Genomic DNA, 22,152 nt, shown 5'->3' on the forward strand with positions numbered 1-22,152 from the left:
TAAGTTGGGTGGTGTTTCGTTCATTTTGTTCGGGTTTTGTAAACTACTCCTTAACCGTTGTGCGGAAAATTTGTGTTTATAGATTTTGATTGATTTGTTCTCCTTTTGATCTCATAACGAAATAGAACAAGAGGTGAACGCAGGCAGTGATTGCCGCTTAGGCGCGGGTATGGAATAAGGAGCCAGACACATGGCAACGGCAGATCTTTTGACAATGAGCAGCAAGAAATCCAACGACAAGCAAAAGGCGCTGGACAGCGCTTTGGCGCAGATCGAACGTCAGTTCGGCAAAGGCTCCATTATGAAACTTGGCGCGGACAACCCCGCGCAGGAGATTGAATCGACTTCCACCGGCTCTCTGAGCTTGGACATTGCACTGGGAATCGGTGGCTTGCCCAAGGGGCGGGTTGTCGAGATCTACGGGCCGGAAAGCTCGGGCAAGACCACTCTGACGCTGCATTGCATCGCGGAAGAGCAGAAAAAAGGCGGCGTTTGTGCGTTTGTTGACGCGGAACACGCGCTGGATCCGCAATACGCCAAAAAGCTGGGCGTGAACCTGGACGAGCTGCTGATTTCGCAGCCCGACACCGGTGAACAGGCGCTTGAAATCGTTGATACGCTGGTGCGCTCCGGTGCTGTGAACATGGTTGTGATCGACTCGGTTGCGGCGCTGACGCCAAAATCCGAGCTAGAAGGCGACATGGGTGACAGCAGCGTTGGTGTGCATGCCCGCCTGATGAGTCAGGCGATGCGCAAGCTGACCGGCACAATTTCACGGTCCAACTGTATGGTGATTTTCATCAACCAGATCAGGATGAAAATCGGCGTTATGTTCGGCTCGCCCGAAACCACCACCGGTGGCAACGCATTGAAGTTTTACAGCTCTGTTCGTCTGGACATTCGCCGCATTGGTGCGGTCAAAGATCGGGATGAAATTGTTGGCAACGCGACCCGTGTCAAAGTTGTGAAAAACAAAGTGGCCCCGCCGTTCAAGCAGGTCGAATTCGACATCATGTATGGCGAAGGCATTTCCAAGACCGGCGAGCTTTTGGATCTAGGGGTCAAAGCGGGCGTGGTCGAAAAATCCGGCAGCTGGTTCTCGTATGGGGACGAACGGATCGGGCAGGGGCGTGAGAACGCCAAGACCTTCCTGAAGGAAAACACCCGTATCGCCTATGAAATCGAAGACAAGATCCGCGCAGCACACGGGTTGGATTTTGAGATGCCTCCCGGCGACGAAGATCTGGTCGAAGATTGATCCCGTCTCTAGAAACATTGACTGAGGCTTTGCCTCATGTGTTGGCCGCCCCCAAAGACGGGGCGGCCATTTCGCATTTATGCCTGAGGCCAAAGCGCAATGCGCGGCGGTTTGTGGATGAGATCACGCTGACAAAAGCCCAAGGCATCCCCGGAGAACGCTGGGCAACGCAGCCGTGGTTGCGGCTTGAAGGCGGCGCGCCGCATCCCGGCATTCAGGTCTGTGTCATTCCAAAACGCATCCTGGATCTGGTCTGGTCGCCTGACGGAGAGGCATTGCATCCTGGCGACACGTTTTCTGCCGATATTGATCCGTCCGAGGCAAACCTTCCGGAAGGGCAATTGTTGACTGTGGGTTCTGCGGTTTTGCGGGTGTCTGAGGTTTTCAACGACGGCTGCGTCAAATGGAAAGCCCGCTATGGCGCGGATGTGTATCACTGGGTGCGTGATCCTGCACATCGAGCCTATCGTTTGCGCGGCTTTTTATGTTCGGTTGTGCAAGATGGCGTGATCCGGACGGGTGATGTTTTGCGTAAGGCTGATGGCTAGATAGATATCGGGTTTTTCCAATGCCATGTGGACAGGCCAGCGCTCTGGTTATAAACCCTCTTCGATACAGCAAACCATGCTAAGAGAGCCCTCTGATGCCAAGCTTGAACGACATCCGGTCGACCTTCCTGAATTACTTTGCCAAGCAGGGTCACGAAATCGTGGACAGCAGCCCGTTGGTGCCCCGAAATGACCCGACGCTGATGTTCGTCAACTCGGGCATGGTGCAGTTCAAAAACCTGTTCACCGGTGTGGAAAAGCGTGACTATCAGCGGGCGACGACAGCGCAAAAATGTGTGCGCGCTGGTGGCAAGCACAATGATCTGGACAACGTCGGGTACACGGCACGTCACCACACGTTTTTCGAGATGCTCGGCAACTTTTCGTTTGGCAACTATTTCAAAGAGGACGCGATCCGCTTTGCATGGGAGTTGATCACCGAAGAATTCCAGATCCCGAAAGAAAAGCTTTATACGACGGTGTATCACACCGATGACGAGGCTTTTAACATCTGGAAGAAAATGGGTGTGCCCGAGGATCGGATTATCCGCATCGCCACGTCTGACAACTTCTGGCAGATGGGCCCGACCGGTCCGTGCGGGCCTTGTACCGAGATTTTCTATGACCACGGTGAGCACATCTGGGGTGGTCCTCCGGGGTCACCTGAGGAAGATGGCGATCGGTTTATTGAGATCTGGAACGTTGTTTTCATGCAGAACGAGCAGTTTGAGGACGGCTCGATGAAGGCGCTCGACATGCAGTCGATCGACACCGGCATGGGGCTGGAACGGATTGGCGCGTTGCTTCAGGGCAGCCATGACAACTATGACACCGATCTGTTCAAGGCGTTGATCGAGGCCTCGGCCCATGCAACGTCGACCGATCCCTATGGGGATCAGAACGTACACCACCGCGTGATCGCCGATCACCTGCGGTCGACCTCGTTCCTGATGGCGGATGGGGTGATGCCGTCCAATGATGGTCGTGGCTATGTGTTGCGCCGCATCATGCGTCGCGCCATGCGCCATGCGCACCTGTTGGGGGCCAAAGATCCGGTCATGCATCAACTGGTGCCGTCGCTGGTTCAGCAGATGGGCCAAGCCTATCCTGAGTTGGGACAGGCACAGGCTTTGATCCAAGAGACGCTCAACCAAGAAGAAGTGAAGTTTAAGCAGACGCTGGACCGTGGCCTCAAACTTTTGGATGACGAACTCGGCGGTCTGGATGACGGCGCACCGTTGCCCGGCGCGGCCGCGTTCAAACTCTATGACACCTTCGGGTTCCCGCTGGATCTGACGCAGGACGCGCTGCGCGAGAAAGGCCGCGAAGTCGACACCGACGGTTTTGACACTGCGATGGCAGAGCAAAAAGCCAAGGCGCGTGCGGCCCATGTGGGATCAGGCGACGCAGCAGAAGCTGCGTTGTGGTTTGATATCGCCGAAGACGGCGGCACAACCGAATTTCTTGGCTATGACACCGAAACCGCCGAAGGTCAGGTCTTGGCACTGGTGAAAAATGGCGATTTGGTCGATCGCCTGGAAGAAGGCGCTGAAGGCTGGGTTGTTGTGAACCAGACACCGTTTTATGCCGAAAGCGGCGGTCAGGTAGCGGATCACGGAATCATCTCGCGGCTCGAAAACCGAGGCGACGTATCCAACGTGTCTGACGTACACAAATTTGCTGATGGCAAGGTGTTTGCCCATAAGGTGACGGTCGGCACAGGCGCGATCACCAAAGGCGATGCCGTTGCACTTGATGTAGACCATGTGCGCCGCAAAGCGATCCGCGCCAATCACTCGGCGACCCACCTGTTGCACGAGGCGTTGCGCGAGGCATTGGGTGACCATGTGGCGCAGCGCGGCTCATTGAACGCGAGTGACCGCCTGCGGTTTGATTTCAGCCACAACAAGGCGCTGACGGCTGATGAAGTTGCCCGCGTTTCCTTGGATGTGAACGCCTATATTCGTCAAAACACATCCGTAGAAACACGGATCATGACGCCGGACGATGCGCGCGGCATTGGCGCTCAGGCTCTGTTTGGCGAGAAATACGGCGATGAGGTTCGCGTTGTGTCGATGGGGCGTGCCAACACCGGCAAAGGCCTGAACGGCGACACCTACAGTCTCGAGCTTTGCGGCGGGACGCATGTGAAGCAGACCGGCGACATCGGTGTCTTTGTCCTTTTGGGCGATAGCGCATCGTCCGCTGGTGTGCGCCGGATCGAGGCGCTGACCGGAGAGGTCGCGTTTAAGTATATTGAGGCCGAAGCCAAGCGCGCGGCGGCTGTTGCGACAGCTTTGAAGGCGCAGCCTGCAGAGATCGTTGATCGCGTTAAGGCTCTCTTGGATGAGCGCAAAGCCTTGCAAAACGAGGTTGCTACGCTGCGACGTGAACTGGCGATGGCCGGGGGTGCAGGGCAGGACAGCGCACCGCAAGCCAAAGAGATCAACGGCGTGAAGTTCTTTGCGCAGGTTCTATCTGGTGTGTCCGGAAAAGACCTGCCGCCGTTGATGGATGAGCACAAAACGCGCCTTGAAAGCGGCGCGGTTCTGTTGATTGCAGACACAGGCGACAAGGTTGCTGTGGCTGCGGGCGTGACCGATGACCTTAAAGGTGAACATTCGGCCGTCGATTTGGTGCGTGCTGCGGTTGCGGCGCTTGGTGGCAAGGGTGGCGGTGGTCGCCCTGATATGGCACAGGGTGGCGCCAAAGACGCCAGCAATGCGGATGCTGCGATCGCAGCGGCCGAAGCTGTTTTGGGAGGATAAGAGATGGGTGCACTTTGGATTGCGCATGTGACGGTCACGGATGCCGACGCATATGGAAAATACGCTGAGCTCGCCGGGCCCGCGATTGCCAAACACGGCGGCGAATTTGTCGCCCGTGGTGGGCGTTTTGTGCAGCTTGAGGGCAAAGAACGGCCCCGCAATGTGGTGGCCAAATTTCCGAGCGTTGATGCGGCTGTGAATTGTTATCACAGCCCAGAATACCAAGAGGCGCTCAATCATGCGCGTGGCGCGAGCGAGCGGGAATTGATGGTCGTGGAGACCACAGACTAAACAACAGGAGATTGGCCGGATGTGTCGTTGGGCTGCCTATATTGGGGCACCAGTATTTATCGAAGATGTCGTCACCCGGCCAGATCACTCGTTGATCCAGCAAAGTATGCAAGCGACCGAATGCAAAACCCAAACCAACGGCGATGGCGTTGGTTTGGCGTGGTACGGGGATCGGCCCGAGCCCGGTCTTTACCGTGATCTTTTGCCGGCCTGGTCAGATCCGAACCTGAGATCTTTGACGGCGCAGGTGAAATCACCGCTGTTTCTAGCGCATGTTCGGGCATCGACCGGGACCGCGACCAGCCGCAACAATTGCCATCCTTTTGCGGTCGGGAAATGGTCGTTTATGCACAATGGGCAAATTGGTGGATTTGAGACATTTCGCCGTCACGCGGACATGCTCATTCCCGACGCGCTTTATGGTGACCGCAAGGGCGCGACAGACAGCGAAGTTCTGTTTCTGCTGGGGCTGACCGAAGGCATGGATGACACCCCCAAAGAAGCGATGGAAATCGCTGTGGGGATTTTGCAGCGCATGAGCCGGGACCGGGGCGTGACGCCACATATGCGATTGGCGGCGGCGTTTTCAGATGGTGAGACGCTCTACGCGATCCGCTATGCCTCCGACAGGCGCGCACCGACAGTGTATCACCGCAAAAGCGACAGCCGCAGTGGGCGCGCCGTGGTCAGCGAGCCATTGGTACAGGCCGAAGAAGGTTGGGACGAGGTGCCGCCGGGATCGTTTTGCACGTTTACTCAGGATGGTGTGACGATCGAGGACTTCCGCCCGTTGCTCTAAGCCAAACAAAGAAAAGCCGAAGCAATGCTTCGGCTTTTCCTTTTGTCAGTTCAAACTGGCTTGTCGGGCTTATTGCGCCGCTTTTGCCATCCGCTTGCGCTCATGTGGGTCAAGATAACGTTTGCGCAGACGAATATTTTGCGGCGTGACCTCAACCAGCTCGTCATCGTTGATGTAGGCAATCGCCTCTTCCAGTGACAATGTCACAGGTGTTGTCAGACGCACGGCTTCGTCGGTGCCGGAAGCCCGCACGTTGGTTAGCTTTTTGCCTTTGAGCGGGTTCACTTCGAGATCGTTCTCGCGGGAATGCTCACCAATGATCATGCCGGTGTAAACCTCGGCCTGTGCACCGATCATCATTTTGCCGCGGTCCTCAAGGTTCCACAAAGCAAACGCAACCGAGCTGCCGTTTTCCATGGAAATAAGAACACCTGCGCGACGGCCGGGGATTGCGCCTTTAAAAGGAGTCCAGCCGTGGAACACCCGGTTCAGTACACCGGTGCCACGTGTGTCGGTCAGGAACTCGCCGTGATAACCAATCAGGCCGCGCGACGGTACATGCGCGATGATACGGGTTTTGCCAGCACCGGCAGGGCGCATGTCAACAAGCGTGCCCCTGCGTGTGCCTGTCAGCTTTTCGATCACGGCGCCGGAGTATTCGTCATCCACGTCAATGGTGGCTTCCTCGACAGGCTCCATGCGCTGACCGTTTTCTTCGCGCATAATCACCTGTGGGCGGGAAATCGAGAGTTCAAAACCCTCGCGACGCATGTTTTCGATCAAAACACCCATCTGGAGTTCGCCGCGACCAGAGACTTCGAAGGCTTCACCACCCGGGGTGTCTGCGATTTTGATTGCGACGTTGGATTCGGCTTCTTTCATCAGGCGGTCACGAATGACGCGCGACTGAACCTTTTTGCCGTCACGACCAGCCAGCGGGCTGTCGTTGATGCCAAACGTCACGGTGATGGTCGGCGGGTCAATCGGTTGTGCCTCAAGCGGGTCATCCACTGCCAGCGCACAGATGGTGTCGGCCACGGTCGCCTTGGACATGCCTGCGATGGAAACGATGTCACCGGCCTGTGCCGTTTCGATGTCCTGTTGTGCCAAACCGCGGAATGCTTGAACCTTGGTGACGCGGAACTGTTCGATCTTTTGGCCAATGCGCGTCAACGCCTGAACGGTTGCACCAACTTTGAGCGTGCCGGATTCAACACGGCCCGTCAGAATGCGACCGACAAACGGGTCAGAGCCCAAAGTGGTGGCCAGCATGCGGAAATCGTCACCTTGTTTGTGCACCTGTTTGGGCTCGGGCACGTGGTTGACGATCAAATTAAACAGCGCGTGCAAATCCTTGCGTGGACCGTCCAGCTCGTTGTCTGCCCAGCCGTTACGGCCTGACGCATACATATGCGGGAAATCGAGTTGGTCGTCGTTTGCGTCAAGGGACGCAAACAGGTCAAAACATTCATCCAGCGCACGATCTGGTTCAGCGTCGGGTTTGTCGACCTTGTTGAGAACCACAATCGGACGCAGTCCCAAAGCCAGTGCTTTGGAGGTCACAAATTTGGTTTGTGGCATTGGGCCTTCGGCGGCATCAACCAACAAAACAACGCCATCCACCATGCTCAGGATACGCTCCACTTCGCCGCCGAAATCGGCGTGGCCTGGCGTGTCCACGATGTTGATGCGGGTGTCTTTCCACTCAACCGAAGTTGGCTTTGCAAAAATCGTGATTCCACGCTCGCGCTCAAGCGCGTCGCTGTCCATGGCGCGTTCTGCCACTTCCTGATTTTCCCGGAAAGCGCCGGATTGTTTCAGCAGTTCGTCCACGAGGGTGGTTTTCCCGTGGTCAACGTGCGCGATGATGGCGATGTTGCGAAGATCCATGAATCTGGCCTTTTCCTGTTCGCGCCCGCCCTAACGCGGGGCGCAGCAAAAGGCCATACCCATTGTGTGATTAGTGTGCTGCAGTGTTGGAAAACAGGTGAATTACCAAGATTCCAAGCACGATCATGCCCATTCCCAATAGCGCCGGCCAATCCAGTTTCTGGCCAAAAACCAAAAACCCAATGACAGCAATCAGAACAATCCCCAGACCCGACCAGATCGCATAGGTGATCCCAACCGGCAGATACCGAAGTGTCAGCGCCATAAGATAGAACGCAGCGGCGTAGCTGATGACCACGATCACAGAGGGAACAATTTTGGAAAACTGGTTGCTGGCCTGAAGGGCGGTTGTACCGACGGTTTCAAAAACGACGGCGATCATCAAAAACAGATAGGCCTTAGGCATAGTTCACCTGTCACAAAAGGAGCAGTTAGCGCGCGATGTAGCGATCGCGCCGATGGTTGGTTGCAATCATAATATTGACGATTGCCGCGCCTAGAAGGGAGTAAAAGACCGCGTTGATGGGAAAAAACGACACAGCGAGTGCAAATACCAAGACATCGAATGCAAGCTGTACCCAGCCAGCCTTGATTCCGTATGAATCCTGAAGCCAAACAGCAACGATCCCAACTCCGCCAAGCGTGGCGTTGTGGCGAAACAACACAATAAGGCCGGCGCCCGCGGTAACCCCCGCAGCGATCGCGGCGAAGGCCACGTGCAAGTCGGCAAAGGTCATGACGTGCGGCAGCAGAAAGCTCCACGCCGTGAGTAGGCCAACGGCAGTGAAGGTTTTCAGCGTGAACATGAGGCCCATGCGCGCAAAGGCAATCGCGTAAAACGGCAGATTCAGCAGAAAGAACAGCATGCCAAACGGCATGTCAAAGGCCTTGGCACCCACCAAAGACAGCCCGGCAATCTGGCCAGTGAACAGATTGGTGGCTTGCAGGAACTGGACGGAAATCGCCACAAGAAGCGTGCCCACAAGCAACCCCTGCACATCATCAAAAATGCTGTGTTGCTCGGCGGTTGGAGATTCAAGAAAACTAACCATGGCGGGCATTTGACCCGAGAATGCGGGCCTGTCCATAGGCGCAAGCGCATGGCCGATATGCAAAAAATGCAAAAGGGGCAAGACTGACGTCTTGCCCCTTGGTGTGTGTCGCGATCAGCCGGATTAACCAGCGAGCGCCTTGTTGAGATTCTCGTCGATTTTTTCCAAAAAGCCCATTGTGGTGAGCCAGCCCTGATCAGGGCCGACCAGCAGTGCAAGATCTTTGGTCATGTGGCCGCTTTCCACCGTATCCACGATCACTTTTTCCAGCGTTTCGGCGAATTTGTTCAGGGCTGTGTTGTTGTCGAGTTTGGCACGGTGTTTTAGCCCGCCAGTCCACGCATAGATCGACGCAATCGAGTTGGTCGAAGTGGCTTCGCCTTTCTGGTGCTGGCGATAGTGACGGGTAACGGTGCCGTGGGCGGCTTCTGCCTCGACTATTTTTCCATCAGGCGTCATCAGCTGGCTGGTCATCAGGCCAAGAGAGCCAAACCCCTGCGCGACGGTGTCCGATTGCACGTCGCCGTCGTAGTTTTTGCAGGCCCAAACAAACTTGCCGTTCCACTTCATGGCGCAGGCGACCATGTCGTCGATCAGGCGGTGTTCATACCAGATGCCAGCGTCTTTGAATTTGTCCGCAAAGTCCGCGTCAAACACTTCCTGAAACAGCTCAAGGAAACGCCCGTCATATTGTTTGAGGATGGTGTTTTTTGTCGACAGGTACAGCGGCCACTTGAGGTTAAGTGCGTAGTTCATCGATGCGCGGGCAAAGTCGCGAATGGAGGCATCAAGGTTGTACATGCCCATGTAAACACCGGAGGACGGTGCATCAAAGACCTCTTTCTCGATGACTTCGCCGTCTTCGCCGACAAATTTCATGGTCAGCTTGCCAGGTCCCGGAAATTTCATGTCGCTGGCTTTGTATTGGTCGCCAAAAGCGTGGCGGCCGATGACAATCGGGTTGGTCCAACCCGGAACAAGACGCGGGACATTTTTACAGATGATCGGCGCGCGGAACACAACGCCACCGAGAATGTTTCGAATGGTGCCGTTCGGGCTGCGCCACATCTGTTTGAGGCCATACTCTTCGACGCGGGCTTCGTCTGGTGTGATGGTTGCGCATTTCACCGCAACGCCGACCTCTTTGGTCTTTTCCGCCGCATCGATGGTGATTTGATCCTCGGTGCGATCCCGCTCTTCGATGCCGAGATCGTAATACAGCAAGTCGAGGTCAAGATATGGCAGGATCAGCTTTTCTTTGATGAACTGCCACATAATGCGGGTCATTTCATCGCCGTCCATTTCAACGATCGGATTGTCGACTTTGATCTTGGTCATGAGGATCTCCTGTGAACCGAGTCGCGTTGTGGCCTTCCTTAGCGGAACTGGCGATGAATAAAAAGAGATGTATGCAATTGTATACTGATTTGGATGTCTGATCGCCGAGATAACTATGCAGGCGAAAGCTCTTGTTTGTCGACGCTTGAATGATGCCTCGTTAGTGTAGGGGAGAACCGGTAGGGGACATGTCATGATTTCTGCGACCATTCAGGATGTTAAGGATGGATTTGTCACGAGTTGGCGACTTCGCTGGCCGTTTGTGGAAACCAACCTGGCGTTCAACGTTTTGCTGGCCGTGGTGTTTGCCCCGATCATGGCGTTGACGGTTCAGGCCGCGTTGATGATGTCCGGAAAACCGGCGTTGGCCGATTTTGACATCGCCGTGTTTTTGGTGTCGCCGGCCGGTGCCGTTGGCGGCGTCTTGCTGATTTCGATGGCGCTGGTTTTGGCGGTGATGAACGTGGCGTTTATGATGGGCGCCGCGCATCATGATCATCAACATGGCCGAGTAGGGCTGTGGGATGGTGCCGCGATTGTCTTACCTCACACGCCGGCGGTGCTGTCGTTGGCGTTGCGATTAACTGTGCATATTTTGGTGTTGAGCTTGCCGTTTCTCGCAGTCGCGGGCGGCATATTCCTGCGTTGGCTGACTGAGTTTGACATAAACTATTACCTGACCCATCGACCCCCGATTTTCTGGCGTGCAGGTGGTGTGATTGGTGTTGTTCTTGCGGTCTGGATTGGGCTGCTGGCGTGGCGGTTACTTGGCTGGACCCTCAGCCTGCCGCTGGTGGTATTTGCTGGCACGCCGCCGGCGCATGCGTTGCGTGAAAGCCGCGAGCGCATGCAGGGGCGCATGTGGGCATTTTTGGCACGCATGGCTGTCTGGGGCGCGCTCAGTGCAGGACTTGTGGCGCTTGGTCTTGGGGCGGTGTCGTTGCTGGCGGATCTGCTTTTGGCGATTGTCCCACAAAGCACCAAGGTTCTGGTTGTTGTCTTGGCGATGATTGTCTTGGTTTTGGTGGTGGTGAATATTCTGATGTCTGCGCTCACAACCGGCGCAATGGCCGTCTTGATCCTTGACGAGGCGGGGTGGCCCCGAAATGCGGCTGCACAGAAAACCGTGCCCAAAACGGCGTTGGTGGCCGTAACCGTGGTGGCCGCGGTTTTGGGGGGAGCAGGTGCCGCGGGGCTGGCGGATATTTCGCCGGTTGACGCCGGCCAGCCAGTTGCGGTGATCGCGCATCGCGGTGCGTCCGCAATCAAGCCTGAAAACACCATGGCCGCAATCAATGAGGCGGTGCGGGTAAAGTCGGATTGGGTTGAAATTGATGTTCAGGAAACGGCGGATGGCGCCGTGATCGTCATGCACGACAGCGATTTTATGAAACAGGCTGGAAACCCGCTGACGGTTTGGGACGCCACGGTCGGTGATATCGCGGACATCGACATCGGCAGCTGGTTTGACAGCGCATTTGCGCAAGAGCGCGCGCCGCTGCTTGAGGATGTCTTGCGGGCGGCAAAAGACAAGTCCGGGGTTTTGATCGAGCTGAAATACTATGGCCATGACGAAAAACTGGAGCAGCGTGTCGCCGAAATTGTCGAGGCCGAGGGGATGGTTGGTCAGGTCAAGATCATGTCGTTGAAATACGATGCGGTCGAAAAAATGCGCACGCTTCGCCCCGATTGGTCCATTGGTCTTCTGGCGTCCGCGTCGCTTGGTCAGATGTGGACCCTGAACGCGGATTTTTTAGCGGTAAACAGCGCGACCACAAGCCATCGATTGGTACGCGAAAGCCAAGCGGTCGGGAAAAAGGTCTATGTCTGGACAGTGAATGACCCACTGGCGATGTCGGCGATGATTTCTATGGGGGTGGATGGCCTGATTACGGATGAACCGGAACTGGCCCGTTTGGTTCTGTCCGAGCGTCGTGATCTCAGCGGATCTGAGCGGTTGATTTTAGGATTGGCGGGCTACATCGGGTTGGATCTGGAGATGTGGTTTGAGTAAAGCGCGCTTTGGCGTCTGGGTTGTGTTGTTGAGTGTGGTTACAGGCGCGGCTGGCGCAGAGGAAGAGCTTGGTACGATAGCCGAGCTTGAAATCTGGTGGCATCAGCGGCTGGCAGAAGCGCGGTCCGAGGACGGTGCAATGCTTGCGGCTTTTACCACCGATGGCTGTTCCGGCGGCATGTCGTCGGTTTGGCGCGCCATTGCGCAAACCTTTCCGGATTTTCGCGACACGCAGGGCGAGACACCACCGTGGGAGTCATGCTGCGTCGAACACGATGTGGCCTATCACATTGGCGGTGCGGACGTTTCACCAAAGGCAGGATATTTCGCGCGGTTGTCTGCAGATGAGACATTGCGCCAATGCGTGCAAGAGGTTGCACAGAGCGAGGGCGCCGCGCTCCAACTTCTGTATGGGCAATCGCAAGAGACCATCGAGACAGCGTTTGAATTTATTTCAAACCGGATGTTTGACGCTGTGCGTGTTGGCGGCGCGCCTTGCTCCGGGCTGCCGTGGCGGTGGGGCTATGGCTGGCCTCAGTGCTGGTAAATCTCAGCTGTTTTGGGCGAACCAATTGGCAATCCGGATCCGCAAATGGTCCCAAATTGCGGGCGCGCCTTTGGCGACTTTCCAGCCGACGCGATCCTCAAGTTGTTTGGCCGTCACATTGTACTCGGGCCAAGTGCCGCCACCGGTTTCAAGATTGCCAATGACCGGCTGAACCCGGTCGATGGATTTGGCAAACACCGCGTCATCGGTTTCGGCAGCTTCAAATTCATCCCAAAGGGCGCGATAGGTTTCGCGTTGTTCAGCGGGCAAAAGGCCAAAGATACGATCTGCGGCCTTTGCTTCGGCGGCTTCCATAGCGGAAATGTCATGATCGCCGTGAATAGGGCTGTCGCCGACGTCTATTTCGACAAGATCGTGAATTAGCAGCATTCGGATTACGCGGTCGACGTTGACGGGGCGGGTCGCGTGTTCGGCCAAAATCATCGCATAAAGCGCGATGTGCCAACTGTGACTGCCGCTGTCCTCTTGGCGATGACCATCGAGTACTTTGGTCGCGCGATAAACAGACTTGAGCTTGTCGGCCTCGCTAAGAAAGGCGAGCTGTTGCGTCAGTCGGTCGCTCATTCAGAGGCATCCGGTGCTTCTGCTTTGGCGGCTCTGGCGTCTTTTACTTTTTTAATCAGGAAGTTGCGGGCCTTTTCTTCGGCCATGCGCACCCGCATCTCGGTCAAATAGGCTTCTTCCAGTGACTGAGAAGAAGCCGCCAAGATGCTGCCGACCTCAACAAAAAGCCGCTCATTTTCCAGTTCTTTTTGCGCTTTCATGGTATCTTCGGCCAGCTTTTCAGCCAGCCGATCTAGCGTTCCCATCAGCGTGTGGTCTCTGTCAGGCGCCGTTTCACGTATTCGCTAACGTTGCCTGTCATCTGGTCCATGTACTCTTCGGTTTCGAAGAAGTGTCCGGACCCGTCGATCTCAGTGTGAGTGACGGTGATGCCTTTTTGTTCGTGCAGCTTGTTGACCAGCGTGTGGGTGTCTGCTGGCGGCGCAACACGGTCGTTGGTGCCGTTCAGGATCAGACCCGAGCTGGGGCAGGGCGCAAGGAACGAGAAGTCATACATGTTTGCGGGAGGCGCAATCGAGATGAAGCCGGTGATTTCCGGACGCCGCATCAAAAGTTGCATGCCAATCCACGCGCCAAACGAGAAACCGGCAACCCAGCAATGTTTGGAGTTGGTGTTCATCGACTGCAGGTAATCCAGCGCACTTGCTGCATCAGAGAGTTCGCCAACGCCTTGGTCATATTCACCCTGCGAGCGGCCTACGCCACGAAAGTTAAAGCGCAGGACAGTGAAACCCATGTTGAAGAACGTATAGTGCAGGTTGTAGACAACCTTGTTGTTCATCGTGCCGCCAAATTGCGGATGGGGATGCAAGACGATCGCAATTGGCGCGTCTTTTTCTTTTTGCGGGTGGTAGCGGCCTTCGAGGCGGCCTTCGGGTCCAGGAAAAATCACCTCGGGCATGTGTGTCGCTTATCTCCTACAAATTCGGTAAAGCATTTCTTGACGAAATTGCTCGGTCACTTTAGAACGGTTCTAACTTCTGATCTCGGATCGAAATCCGCACAGGGCTTAAGCGAGATAAGCACAGCTGCGCCCAAGGTCAATCAATTCGCGGGGTAAGACGATGAAACTGTCAACAAAAGGGCGATATGCAGTGGTTGCACTGGCAGATATTGCGTTGCAGCCCGGTGAAAGCCTCGTGAATTTGTCCGAAATTTCCAAACGACAGGACATCTCACTGCCATATCTGGAGCAGCTTTTCGTGAAATTGCGGCGCGCTGGCCTTGTGGAATCAGTGCGCGGCCCAGGCGGCGGGTATCGTTTGGCGCGGACACCGTCCGATATTCGGGTCGTGGATATACTGACTGCGGTGGATGAAACCGTGTCTGCCTTGCACACTGGTGCAGGTGCCAGCGGTGGGTCCAGCGGCTCGCGGGCACAGAGCATGGCGAACCGCTTGTGGGAAGGGCTGTCGGCCCATGTTTATGTGTTTTTGCATCAAACCCGCCTGTCAGACGTAATCAGCAATGAATTGGCCCCATGCCCGGCAGTGCCAACATTGTTTTCCGTGGTGGATGAAGACGCCTGATGCGCACGTATCTGGATCATAATGCAACCGCGCCTCTCAGGCGTGAGGCGCGCGACGCGATGATCGCGGCGATGGACGTGGTCGGCAATCCGTCCAGCGTGCATGGCGAAGGCCGCAAAGCCAAGGCAGTGGTTGAAACCGCGCGGGCCGATATTGCGTCGGCATTCGGCGCTGACGGTGCTGACGTGATTTTCACGTCCTCTGCGACTGAAGCGGCCGCACTGGCGATGCGCGGACGTGATTTGCATGCGGGTGACATTGAACATGATGCGGTTGGTGCCTGGGTCACGGCCGATCTTGACGTCGACCTTAACGGTTGTGTGACTGTGTTGGATCCGAAACAAACCACGTTGCAGGCGGCAAATTCTGAAACCGGCGTGGTGCAAACCTTGCCGGAAGGCCTTGCCGTGAGTGACATGACACAAGCGTTTGGCAAACTGCCGGTGGCCTTCAATTGGTCCGGCGCAACGATGGCTTTGATTTCGGCCCATAAGCTGGGCGGTCCCAAGGGCATTGGCGCACTGGTTGTGAAACGCGGCACAGATGTTGCGGCGCAACTTTTGGGTGGCGGGCAGGAAATGGGCCGCCGTGCTGGAACGGAAAACGTGATCGGTGCCGCTGGTTTTGCAGCCGCCGCAACGGCAGCAGCGCAAGATTTGTCCGATGGCGTATGGGAACGGGTTGCACAGCTGCGCGATTTGCTGGAAGAGAGATTGCAAACCGACGCAAAAGACTCAGTCATTATTGGGCAAGCGGCAACGCGACTGCCCAACACGACATGCCTCGCCACACCAGGTTGGAAAGGCGAGACGCAGGTCATGCAGATGGATCTTGCGGGCTATGCGATTTCGGCAGGCTCGGCTTGTTCCTCAGGCAAGGTGCGCGCAAGTCGCGTGCTCAAGGCCATGGGGTATGACGACGCCACCGCTGCAGGCGCGATCCGGATCAGTTTGGGTCCGGAAACACAAGAACAGGACGTTCTGGGATTTGCCGATAAGTGGCTGACCCAGATGAGGAAACACCACGTACGGGCTGCGCGAGCAACGGCGTGAGAGCGAACGAACAGGAGAACGACATGGCCGCAATAGACCAAACACAGGTCAAAGAAGGCGTCGATCAGGAGACCGTAGATGCTGTCCGCGAAGTCGGCGGCAAATACAAATACGGTTGGGAAACCGAGATCGAAATGGAATATGCCCCAAAAGGGCTGACCGAGGACATTGTCCGCCTGATCTCGGACAAAAACGACGAACCTGAGTGGATGACCGAATGGCGGCTAGAAGCGTACAAGCGCTGGCTGACCAAAGAAGAACCTGATTGGGCGATGCTGGACTATCCTGAAGTCGATTTTCAGGATCAGTACTACTATGCCCGCCCCAAAAGCATGGAAGAAAAGCCCAAGTCCTTGGACGAGGTTGACCCCAAGCTGTTGGCGACCTACGAAAAGCTCGGTATCCCTTTGAAAGAGCAGATGATTTTGGCAGGTGTCGAAGGTGCAGAAGATGCACCCGCCGAAGGCCGCAAGGTTGCCGTGGACGCGGTGTTTGACTCCGTTTCATTGGGCACAACGTTCCAAAAAGAGCTTGCAGACGCCGGTGTCATTTTCTGCTCCATCTCGGAAGCGATCAAAGAGCATCCCGAGTTGGTCAAGAAATACCTTGGTTCTGTGGTGCCTGTCTCTGACAATTTCTATGCCACGCTCAACAGCGCTGTGTTCTCGGATGGCTCGTTTGTTTACGTGCCGCCCGGCGTGCGTTGCCCGATGGAGCTGAGCACATATTTTCGCATCAACGCGGAAAACACCGGCCAATTTGAACGCACTTTGATCATCGCCGACAAGGGCAGCTATGTCAGCTATCTTGAAGGCTGTACCGCGCCGCAACGCGACACATCGCAATTGCACGCCGCTGTGGTCGAGATTGTGATCGAAGAAGACGCCGAAGTGAAATATTCCACCGTTCAGAACTGGTACCCCGGTGATGAAAACGGCAAAGGCGGCATCTACAATTTTGTGACCAAACGCGCCGATTGCCGTGGTGATCGCGCCAAAATCATGTGGACACAGGTTGAAACCGGCTCGGCTGTGACGTGGAAATACCCGTCCTGCATTCTGCGCGGCGACGACAGCCAAGGCGAGTTCTACTCCATCGCCATCACGAACCACCACCAGCAAGCCGATACCGGCACGAAGATGATCCACTTGGGCAAAAATTCCAAATCGCGGATTGTCTCCAAAGGTATCAGCGCAGGCGTGGCGCAAAACACCTATCGTGGTCAGGTGTCGATGCATCCAAAAGCCAAGAACTCGCGTAACTATACACAGTGTGACAGCTTGCTGATTGGCGACAAATGCGGGGCGCATACCGTGCCTTATATCGAGGTGCGCAACAATTCTTCGCGCGTGGAACATGAGGCGACGACATCGAAAGTGGATGACGAGCAGATGTTCTATTGCCGCCAGCGCGGCATGGGCGAAGAGGAGGCCGTGGCCTTGATCGTGAACGGGTTTGCCAAGGAAGTGCTGCAAGCGCTGCCGATGGAATTTGCCATGGAAGCCCAACAGCTTGTAGCAATTTCGCTCGAAGGCTCTGTGGGCTAACGGATCAGGAGACCGCCGCGATGATCGTGACAACCACACCGTCTGTTGAAGGGCGCAAAATCGCTACGTATCACGGCATTGTCGTGGGCGAGGCGATCATGGGCGCCAATGTGGTGCGGGATTTCTTTGCCAGCATCACCGACGTCGTGGGCGGCCGGTCAGGTGCTTACGAAAGCAAGTTGCAGGATGCGCGTGAAACCGCGTTGGCCGAGCTTGAAGAACGTGCGGTTGCCAAAGGTGCCAACGCAGTGGTCGGTGTTGATCTGGATTATGAAGTTGTGGGTGACAGCATGTTGATGGTTTCGGCCAGCGGCACAGCGGTCACAGTAGAATAAGCGGGCAGGCCTCGGGCCGCCCAAGGAAACGCGAAGGAATTAATTATGTTGGAAATCAAAGGCCTGAAGGTCCAACTTGAAGACGAAGACAAGCAAATCCTGAAAGGCGTCGACCTGAAAGTCGAAGCTGGCAAGGTGCATGCGATTATGGGGCCAAACGGCTCTGGTAAATCCACGCTCAGCTATGTGCTTTCGGGCAAAGATGGCTATGAAGTCACCGAAGGCAGCGCCACTTTGAGCGGCGAAGACCTGTTGGAACTGGAAGCAGAAGAACGCGCGGCCTTGGGCCTTTTCCTTGCGTTCCAATACCCTGTCGAAATTCCCGGGGTGGGCAATATGACATTCCTGCGCACAGCGGTGAATTCGCAGCGCAAGGCACGTGGCGAAGAAGAATTGTCCGCCAAAGACTTCCTTCAGGAAATCCGCGCCAAGGCAAAAACGCTGAAGATCGACGCGGACATGCTGAAACGGCCAGTCAACGTTGGCTTCTCCGGTGGTGAAAAGAAACGCAACGAGATCCTGCAGATGGCGATGCTTGAGCCAAAGATGTGCATTCTGGACGAAACAGACTCCGGCCTGGATGTGGACGCGATGAAATTGGTGTCTGAAGGCGTGAACGCGCTGCGCGACGAAGGTCGTGGGTTTTTGGTCATCACGCACTACCAGCGTTTGTTGGATCACATCAAACCGGACGTTGTTCACATCATGGCCGATGGTCGGATTATCAAAACCGGTGGCCCCGAGCTGGCGCTTGAAGTTGAAAAGAACGGCTATGCCGACATTCTGGCGGAGATGGCGTAATGGCCGTAACTGCAAAGAAAATGGATGCCACAGCCGCACGTTTGGAAGGTATGAACCTTCCTGCTGGTGGCAAATGGGCCACCGAGGCGCGCGAGGACGCTTTGGCGCGCCTGCGTGAAATGGGTTTGCCGGATCGTCGTGATGAGTATTGGAAATACACCCGTCCCGACACGTTGACACAGGCCGATGCTCCTGAGGCGTTGGTATTTGACGCCCAAGAAACCCCTCTGTTTGACGGGTTTGACCGGCTCAAAGTTGTTTTTGTGGATGGTGTGTTTGATGCCGCGCAATCAGATGACCTTGCTTGCGAAGGGTTGAGCATTGAACGCCTTGCGGATGTTGCACAGAAAGACATCCATTGGGTGCGCGACCTTTATGGGGCGTTGGAAATCAACGGACAGACACCCGTGCATCGTCCACTGGCTGCGCTGAACTCTGCCTTTGCCACTGACGGTGTTGTGATCCATGTCACGGGCAAGGTGTCCAAGCCTGTGAACCTGATTTACCGCCATAATTCAAATTCTTCGGACGCGATCCTGCACCACGTGATCAAACTTGATGCCGGTGCTGAACTGACGGTTTTGGAAAACGGTCCTGCGGCAGCGCGTTTCAACAAATCCATGGAAGTTGATGTGGCTGATGGCGCGTCATTCCATCATGTGCGGGCGCAAGGTCGCGATCATGAACGCCGCGCAGTCACGCATATTTTCGGGCGTCTTGGCACAGAAAGCGTGTTCAAGTCTTTCACGCTGACGGTGAATGGCCGACTGACCCGCAACGAAGCCATTTTGGAGCTGACTGGAGATGATGCCGTGGCACATGTGGCCGGCGCCTGTCTGGGTGATGGTGATTTCCACCACGACGATACGGTGTTTGTGACCCATGACGCGGTGAACTGTGAAAGCCGTCAGGTATATAAAAAAGTGCTGCGCAATGGCGCGACCGGTGTGTTTCAAGGCAAAATCCTTGTGCAACCCGGCGCTCAGAAAACCGATGGCTATCAGATAAGCCAATCGCTTTTGCTTGATGAAGACAGCCAGTTTCTCGCCAAGCCTGAGCTTGAGATCTACGCCGATGACGTGGCGTGTTCGCACGGCTCTACCTCGGGTGCGATCGATGAGGATGCGTTGTTTTATTTGCGCGCGCGCGGTGTTCCAAAAGACATCGCCACGGATCTGATGGTTCTGTCGTTTGTCGCCGAGGCCGTTGACGAAATCGAAAATGAAGACTTGCGTGACGAAATCCTTGCACGGCTTGAAGGCTGGCTGGAACGGCGGCGCGACTGATGCCGGTCGTTCGCGACATCGCAGCAACTTACCGTGGGCCACACAAAGTTGTGGCCCGCCTTTTGGCCATGGGCGAGCGTGAGGACCGTGCATTTGTGATCCTTATGGCGGCTTGTGTGGTGACCTTTATAGGGCAGTGGCCGCGGCTGGCCCGCGAAGCGCATGTGACCGGCCAAGAGCTTAACCCGTTGTTGGGTGGCACGCTCATGGCGTGGCTCTTTATTGCGCCGCTTTTGGCCTACGCGTTGGCTTTTGCAATTCATTTTGTTTTCCGCGCATTGCGCCGCAAACAAACGCCCTATGGATCCCGTGTCGCGCTGTTCTGGGCCATGCTGGCTGCATCGCCCTTGATCTTGCTTCACGGCCTTGTGGCTGGCTTCATCGGCGAGGGGATTCAATTGTCGATTGTCGGCCTGGTCTGGCTGGTCTGTTTTCTGTGGTTTTGGATGTCCGGCATGTTGCAGGCCGGAAAAGGGATCTGATGAAAAAGCAATTGATACAACTGTTTGGCCTGACAATCCGTGATCCGGCGCAGGCGGCGCAGGTTCTGTCTAACATACGATTTGACCGTATGACGGGTTGGACCATTCTGGCGCTGGCTGTAACGCTGAACACGCTGGTCTACTTCCTGTCGATTACCCTGTTTCCCGCACCTGTCGAGATGTCTATTCCGCTTTTGAGCCAACCCTATCTGGTTTGGTTCATGCTGGGCTCCTCCACGGTCATTTTTGTTTTTGCCTTCTATTGGGTTGGCCATAGCCTTGGTGGTCGGGCGTCGTTTGACACCATTTTGCTGATGGTCGGGTGGCTGCAATACATGCGGCTTGCCGTGCAAGTTGCATCCCTTGTCCTGATGATCCTGTCGCCATCGCTTGCCCAGATGTTTGTTATGGCTGCTGGCCTATACGGCGTTTGGATTTTGCTCAACTATCTGAAAGAAGCACATGGTTTTGAAACCTTTGGCAAAGCCATTGGCGTGATTGTCTTGTCCGCTGTGGGCTTGACTGTCGGGCTGTCTGTTTTCCTTTCTTTGTTCACCGCAACCGTCATTGGAATGTCCTGAGATGTATGATGTTCACAAAATTCGCGCTGATTTTCCGATCCTGTCCAGGGAGGTGAATAACAAGCCGCTGGTCTATCTCGACAACGGTGCATCTGCGCAAAAGCCGCAGGTGGTGATTGACGCGATCACGCAGGCGTATTCGATGGAATATGCTAATGTTCACAGGGGTTTGCACTACCTTTCTAATCTGGCGACAGACAAGTATGAGGCTGTGCGTGGCACCATTGCAAAGTTCCTGAACGCCGCCAGCGAATACGAAATTGTGCTGAATTCGGGCACGACAGAGGGCATCAATATGGTGGCCTACGGTTGGGCCATGCCACGTATGCAAGCAGGCGACGAGATCGTGCTGTCCGTGATGGAGCATCACGCCAATATCGTACCTTGGCATTTTCTGCGCGAACGTCAGGGCGTGGTGATCAAATGGGTGGATGTCGACAGCACCGGCGCGCTTGATCCGCAAGCCGTGATCGATGCGATTGGTCCAAAAACCAAGTTGGTGGCCGTAACGCAGTGTTCCAACGTTTTGGGCACGATGGTCGACGTTAAGGCAATCACAGCTGGTGCGCATGCCGTGGGAGTGCCGGTTCTCGTGGATGGCTCGCAAGGGTCGGTTCACGCGCCTGTCGATGTGCAAGACATTGATTGTGATTTCTACGCCATCACGGGCCACAAACTGTACGGTCCATCAGGATCCGGCGCGATCTTCTGCAAAGCCGAGCGTATGGCGGAGATGCGTCCGTTTATCGGCGGGGGGGATATGATCAAGGAGGTCTCTAAGGAGGCTGTGATCTATAACGATCCGCCGATGATGTTTGAGGCAGGAACGCCGGGGATTGTACAGACAATCGGGTTTGGTGTGGCGCTGCAGTACTTGATGGACCTGGGGATGGACAACGTCGCCAGACATGAGGCGGGCTTGCGCGACTATGCGGCCCAAAAATTTGCCGGGCTGAATTGGATGCAGGTGCAAGGCACCACATCTGACAAAGCCGCGATCTTTAGCTTTACGCTCGACGGGGCAGGGCATGCGCATGACATCTCGACCATTCTGGACAAGAAGGGCGTCGCTGTGCGCGCGGGCCACCACTGCGCCGGCCCCTTGATGGAGCATCTTGGCGTCAGCGCCACCTGCCGGGCCAGCTTTGGCCTGTACAACACCGAACAGGAAGTTGACGTTCTGATCGACGCGCTTCATCTGGCGCACGAGTTGTTTGCCTGAACCAATCTTGGCCGCGATTTTGCGATTGCGGCCAAAGGCTCCTGTGGATATAGAGCCAATGACGCACCCATAGCTCAGCTGGATAGAGTGTCGCCCTCCGAAGGCGAAGGTCGAAGGTTCGAATCCTTCTGGGTGCGCCATTTTCCTTTGACTTGAACCGTTTGGCAGGCATTTTGGTCTTTACCAAAAGGATAGACATGTCGAGGTCTTTGCAAAAACTCATTACG

The 22,152-nt window shown here is 55.7% G+C and carries 23 protein-coding genes and 1 tRNA gene; 17 read left to right on the plus strand and 7 right to left on the minus strand.

The features are described from left to right. The first annotated feature begins 190 nt into the window (after positions 1-190). The 5 genes from recA to SHIM_RS03940 all read left to right on the plus strand — a co-directional run bounded on the left by recA (position 191) and on the right by SHIM_RS03940 (position 5,664). The gene (gene recA, locus SHIM_RS03920; protein ID WP_054001302.1) at positions 191-1,258 is read left to right on the plus strand and encodes a recombinase RecA; all 1,068 of its coding nucleotides are present in this window, start codon (positions 191-193) and stop codon (positions 1,256-1,258) included. A 17-nt stretch (positions 1,259-1,275) separates the two neighbouring features. After that, positions 1,276-1,806 (plus strand): hypothetical protein, encoded by a 531-nt coding sequence (locus tag SHIM_RS03925; RefSeq protein ID WP_241488786.1) that lies wholly within the window; start codon positions 1,276-1,278, stop codon positions 1,804-1,806. Positions 1,807-1,901: 95 nt separating this feature from the next. Then, complete coding sequence (gene alaS, locus SHIM_RS03930) at positions 1,902-4,574, plus strand: alanine--tRNA ligase (protein ID WP_054001304.1); 2,673 nt, start codon at positions 1,902-1,904, stop codon at positions 4,572-4,574. A gap of 3 nt (positions 4,575-4,577) precedes the next feature. Continuing rightward, complete coding sequence (locus tag SHIM_RS03935; RefSeq protein WP_054001305.1) at positions 4,578-4,865, plus strand: DUF1330 domain-containing protein; 288 nt, start codon at positions 4,578-4,580, stop codon at positions 4,863-4,865. 19 nt (positions 4,866-4,884) lie between these two features. Further along, positions 4,885-5,664 (plus strand): class II glutamine amidotransferase, encoded by a 780-nt coding sequence (locus tag SHIM_RS03940; RefSeq protein ID WP_054001306.1) that lies wholly within the window; start codon positions 4,885-4,887, stop codon positions 5,662-5,664. A 69-nt stretch (positions 5,665-5,733) separates the two neighbouring features. On the opposite strand, the gene typA is transcribed toward SHIM_RS03940, so the two are convergent. From typA to SHIM_RS03960, 4 genes are all read right to left on the minus strand, one after another. Beyond that, positions 5,734-7,554: a translational GTPase TypA gene (typA, locus tag SHIM_RS03945; RefSeq protein WP_054001307.1), complete on the minus strand. Its 1,821-nt coding sequence runs from the start codon at positions 7,552-7,554 to the stop codon at positions 5,734-5,736. A gap of 70 nt (positions 7,555-7,624) precedes the next feature. Further along, positions 7,625-7,960: a DMT family transporter gene (locus SHIM_RS03950; protein ID WP_054001308.1), complete on the minus strand. Its 336-nt coding sequence runs from the start codon at positions 7,958-7,960 to the stop codon at positions 7,625-7,627. 25 nt (positions 7,961-7,985) lie between these two features. Continuing rightward, entirely contained in the window at positions 7,986-8,606 is a 621-nt protein-coding gene (locus SHIM_RS03955) for a YitT family protein (protein WP_054001968.1), read from the minus strand. A gap of 123 nt (positions 8,607-8,729) precedes the next feature. Further along, the gene (locus SHIM_RS03960) at positions 8,730-9,944 is read right to left on the minus strand and encodes an NADP-dependent isocitrate dehydrogenase (RefSeq protein WP_054001309.1); all 1,215 of its coding nucleotides are present in this window, start codon (positions 9,942-9,944) and stop codon (positions 8,730-8,732) included. A gap of 193 nt (positions 9,945-10,137) precedes the next feature. On the opposite strand from SHIM_RS03960, the gene SHIM_RS03965 reads away from it, so the two are divergent. Together SHIM_RS03965 and SHIM_RS03970 are read left to right on the plus strand one after the other, a co-directional pair. Beyond that, positions 10,138-11,958, plus strand: coding sequence for a glycerophosphodiester phosphodiesterase (locus tag SHIM_RS03965; protein WP_054001310.1), 1,821 nt, complete (start codon positions 10,138-10,140; stop codon positions 11,956-11,958). After that, positions 11,951-12,505, plus strand: coding sequence for a hypothetical protein (locus tag SHIM_RS03970; protein WP_082358275.1), 555 nt, complete (start codon positions 11,951-11,953; stop codon positions 12,503-12,505). The genes SHIM_RS03965 and SHIM_RS03970 overlap by 8 nt, the downstream gene beginning before the upstream one ends. Positions 12,506-12,508: 3 nt before the next feature. On the opposite strand, the gene SHIM_RS03975 is transcribed toward SHIM_RS03970, so the two are convergent. The 3 genes from SHIM_RS03975 to SHIM_RS03985 are packed head-to-tail and all read right to left on the minus strand — an operon-like array spanning position 12,509 to position 13,991. Then, positions 12,509-13,090: an HD domain-containing protein gene (locus SHIM_RS03975; RefSeq protein WP_054001311.1), complete on the minus strand. Its 582-nt coding sequence runs from the start codon at positions 13,088-13,090 to the stop codon at positions 12,509-12,511. Beyond that, the gene (locus SHIM_RS03980; protein ID WP_054001312.1) at positions 13,087-13,335 is read right to left on the minus strand and encodes a hypothetical protein; all 249 of its coding nucleotides are present in this window, start codon (positions 13,333-13,335) and stop codon (positions 13,087-13,089) included. Before SHIM_RS03980 ends, SHIM_RS03975 begins: the two co-directional genes overlap by 4 nt. Continuing rightward, complete coding sequence (locus SHIM_RS03985; protein WP_054001313.1) at positions 13,335-13,991, minus strand: alpha/beta hydrolase; 657 nt, start codon at positions 13,989-13,991, stop codon at positions 13,335-13,337. Before SHIM_RS03985 ends, SHIM_RS03980 begins: the two co-directional genes overlap by 1 nt. A gap of 163 nt (positions 13,992-14,154) precedes the next feature. Here SHIM_RS03985 and SHIM_RS03990 point away from each other — a divergent pair, with 163 nt between their 5' ends. The 10 genes from SHIM_RS03990 (at position 14,155) to SHIM_RS04035 (ending at position 22,065) form a co-directional block, all read left to right on the plus strand. Further along, a complete protein-coding gene (locus tag SHIM_RS03990; RefSeq protein WP_054001314.1) occupies positions 14,155-14,619 on the plus strand; it encodes an Rrf2 family transcriptional regulator in 465 nt (154 codons plus the stop codon). Next, positions 14,616-15,671 carry a cysteine desulfurase family protein gene (locus tag SHIM_RS03995; protein WP_054001315.1) on the plus strand — a complete coding sequence of 352 codons (1,056 nt, stop codon included), beginning with the start codon at positions 14,616-14,618 and terminating at the stop codon, positions 15,669-15,671. Before SHIM_RS03990 ends, SHIM_RS03995 begins: the two co-directional genes overlap by 4 nt. A gap of 23 nt (positions 15,672-15,694) precedes the next feature. Beyond that, complete coding sequence (gene sufB / locus SHIM_RS04000) at positions 15,695-17,218, plus strand: Fe-S cluster assembly protein SufB (RefSeq protein WP_054001970.1); 1,524 nt, start codon at positions 15,695-15,697, stop codon at positions 17,216-17,218. 20 nt (positions 17,219-17,238) lie between these two features. Continuing rightward, positions 17,239-17,553, plus strand: coding sequence for a heavy metal-binding domain-containing protein (locus SHIM_RS04005; RefSeq protein ID WP_054001316.1), 315 nt, complete (start codon positions 17,239-17,241; stop codon positions 17,551-17,553). A 45-nt stretch (positions 17,554-17,598) separates the two neighbouring features. Further along, positions 17,599-18,354: a Fe-S cluster assembly ATPase SufC gene (sufC, locus tag SHIM_RS04010; RefSeq protein WP_054001317.1), complete on the plus strand. Its 756-nt coding sequence runs from the start codon at positions 17,599-17,601 to the stop codon at positions 18,352-18,354. Then, a complete protein-coding gene (gene sufD, locus SHIM_RS04015; protein ID WP_054001318.1) occupies positions 18,354-19,640 on the plus strand; it encodes a Fe-S cluster assembly protein SufD in 1,287 nt (428 codons plus the stop codon). Before sufC ends, sufD begins: the two co-directional genes overlap by 1 nt. Continuing rightward, complete coding sequence (locus SHIM_RS04020; RefSeq protein WP_054001319.1) at positions 19,640-20,122, plus strand: hypothetical protein; 483 nt, start codon at positions 19,640-19,642, stop codon at positions 20,120-20,122. Before sufD ends, SHIM_RS04020 begins: the two co-directional genes overlap by 1 nt. Further along, complete coding sequence (locus SHIM_RS04025; RefSeq protein WP_054001320.1) at positions 20,122-20,703, plus strand: YIP1 family protein; 582 nt, start codon at positions 20,122-20,124, stop codon at positions 20,701-20,703. Before SHIM_RS04020 ends, SHIM_RS04025 begins: the two co-directional genes overlap by 1 nt. A gap of 1 nt (position 20,704) precedes the next feature. Continuing rightward, positions 20,705-21,925, plus strand: a complete 1,221-nt coding sequence (locus tag SHIM_RS04030) for a cysteine desulfurase (RefSeq protein WP_054001321.1) — start codon at positions 20,705-20,707, stop codon at positions 21,923-21,925. A 63-nt stretch (positions 21,926-21,988) separates the two neighbouring features. Next, positions 21,989-22,065, plus strand: a tRNA-Arg gene (locus tag SHIM_RS04035). The last annotated feature ends 87 nt before the right edge of the window (positions 22,066-22,152 follow it).

The organism is Shimia sp. SK013 (genome assembly GCF_001292625.1).
In the GTDB taxonomy this organism is placed as follows: domain Bacteria; phylum Pseudomonadota; class Alphaproteobacteria; order Rhodobacterales; family Rhodobacteraceae; genus Shimia.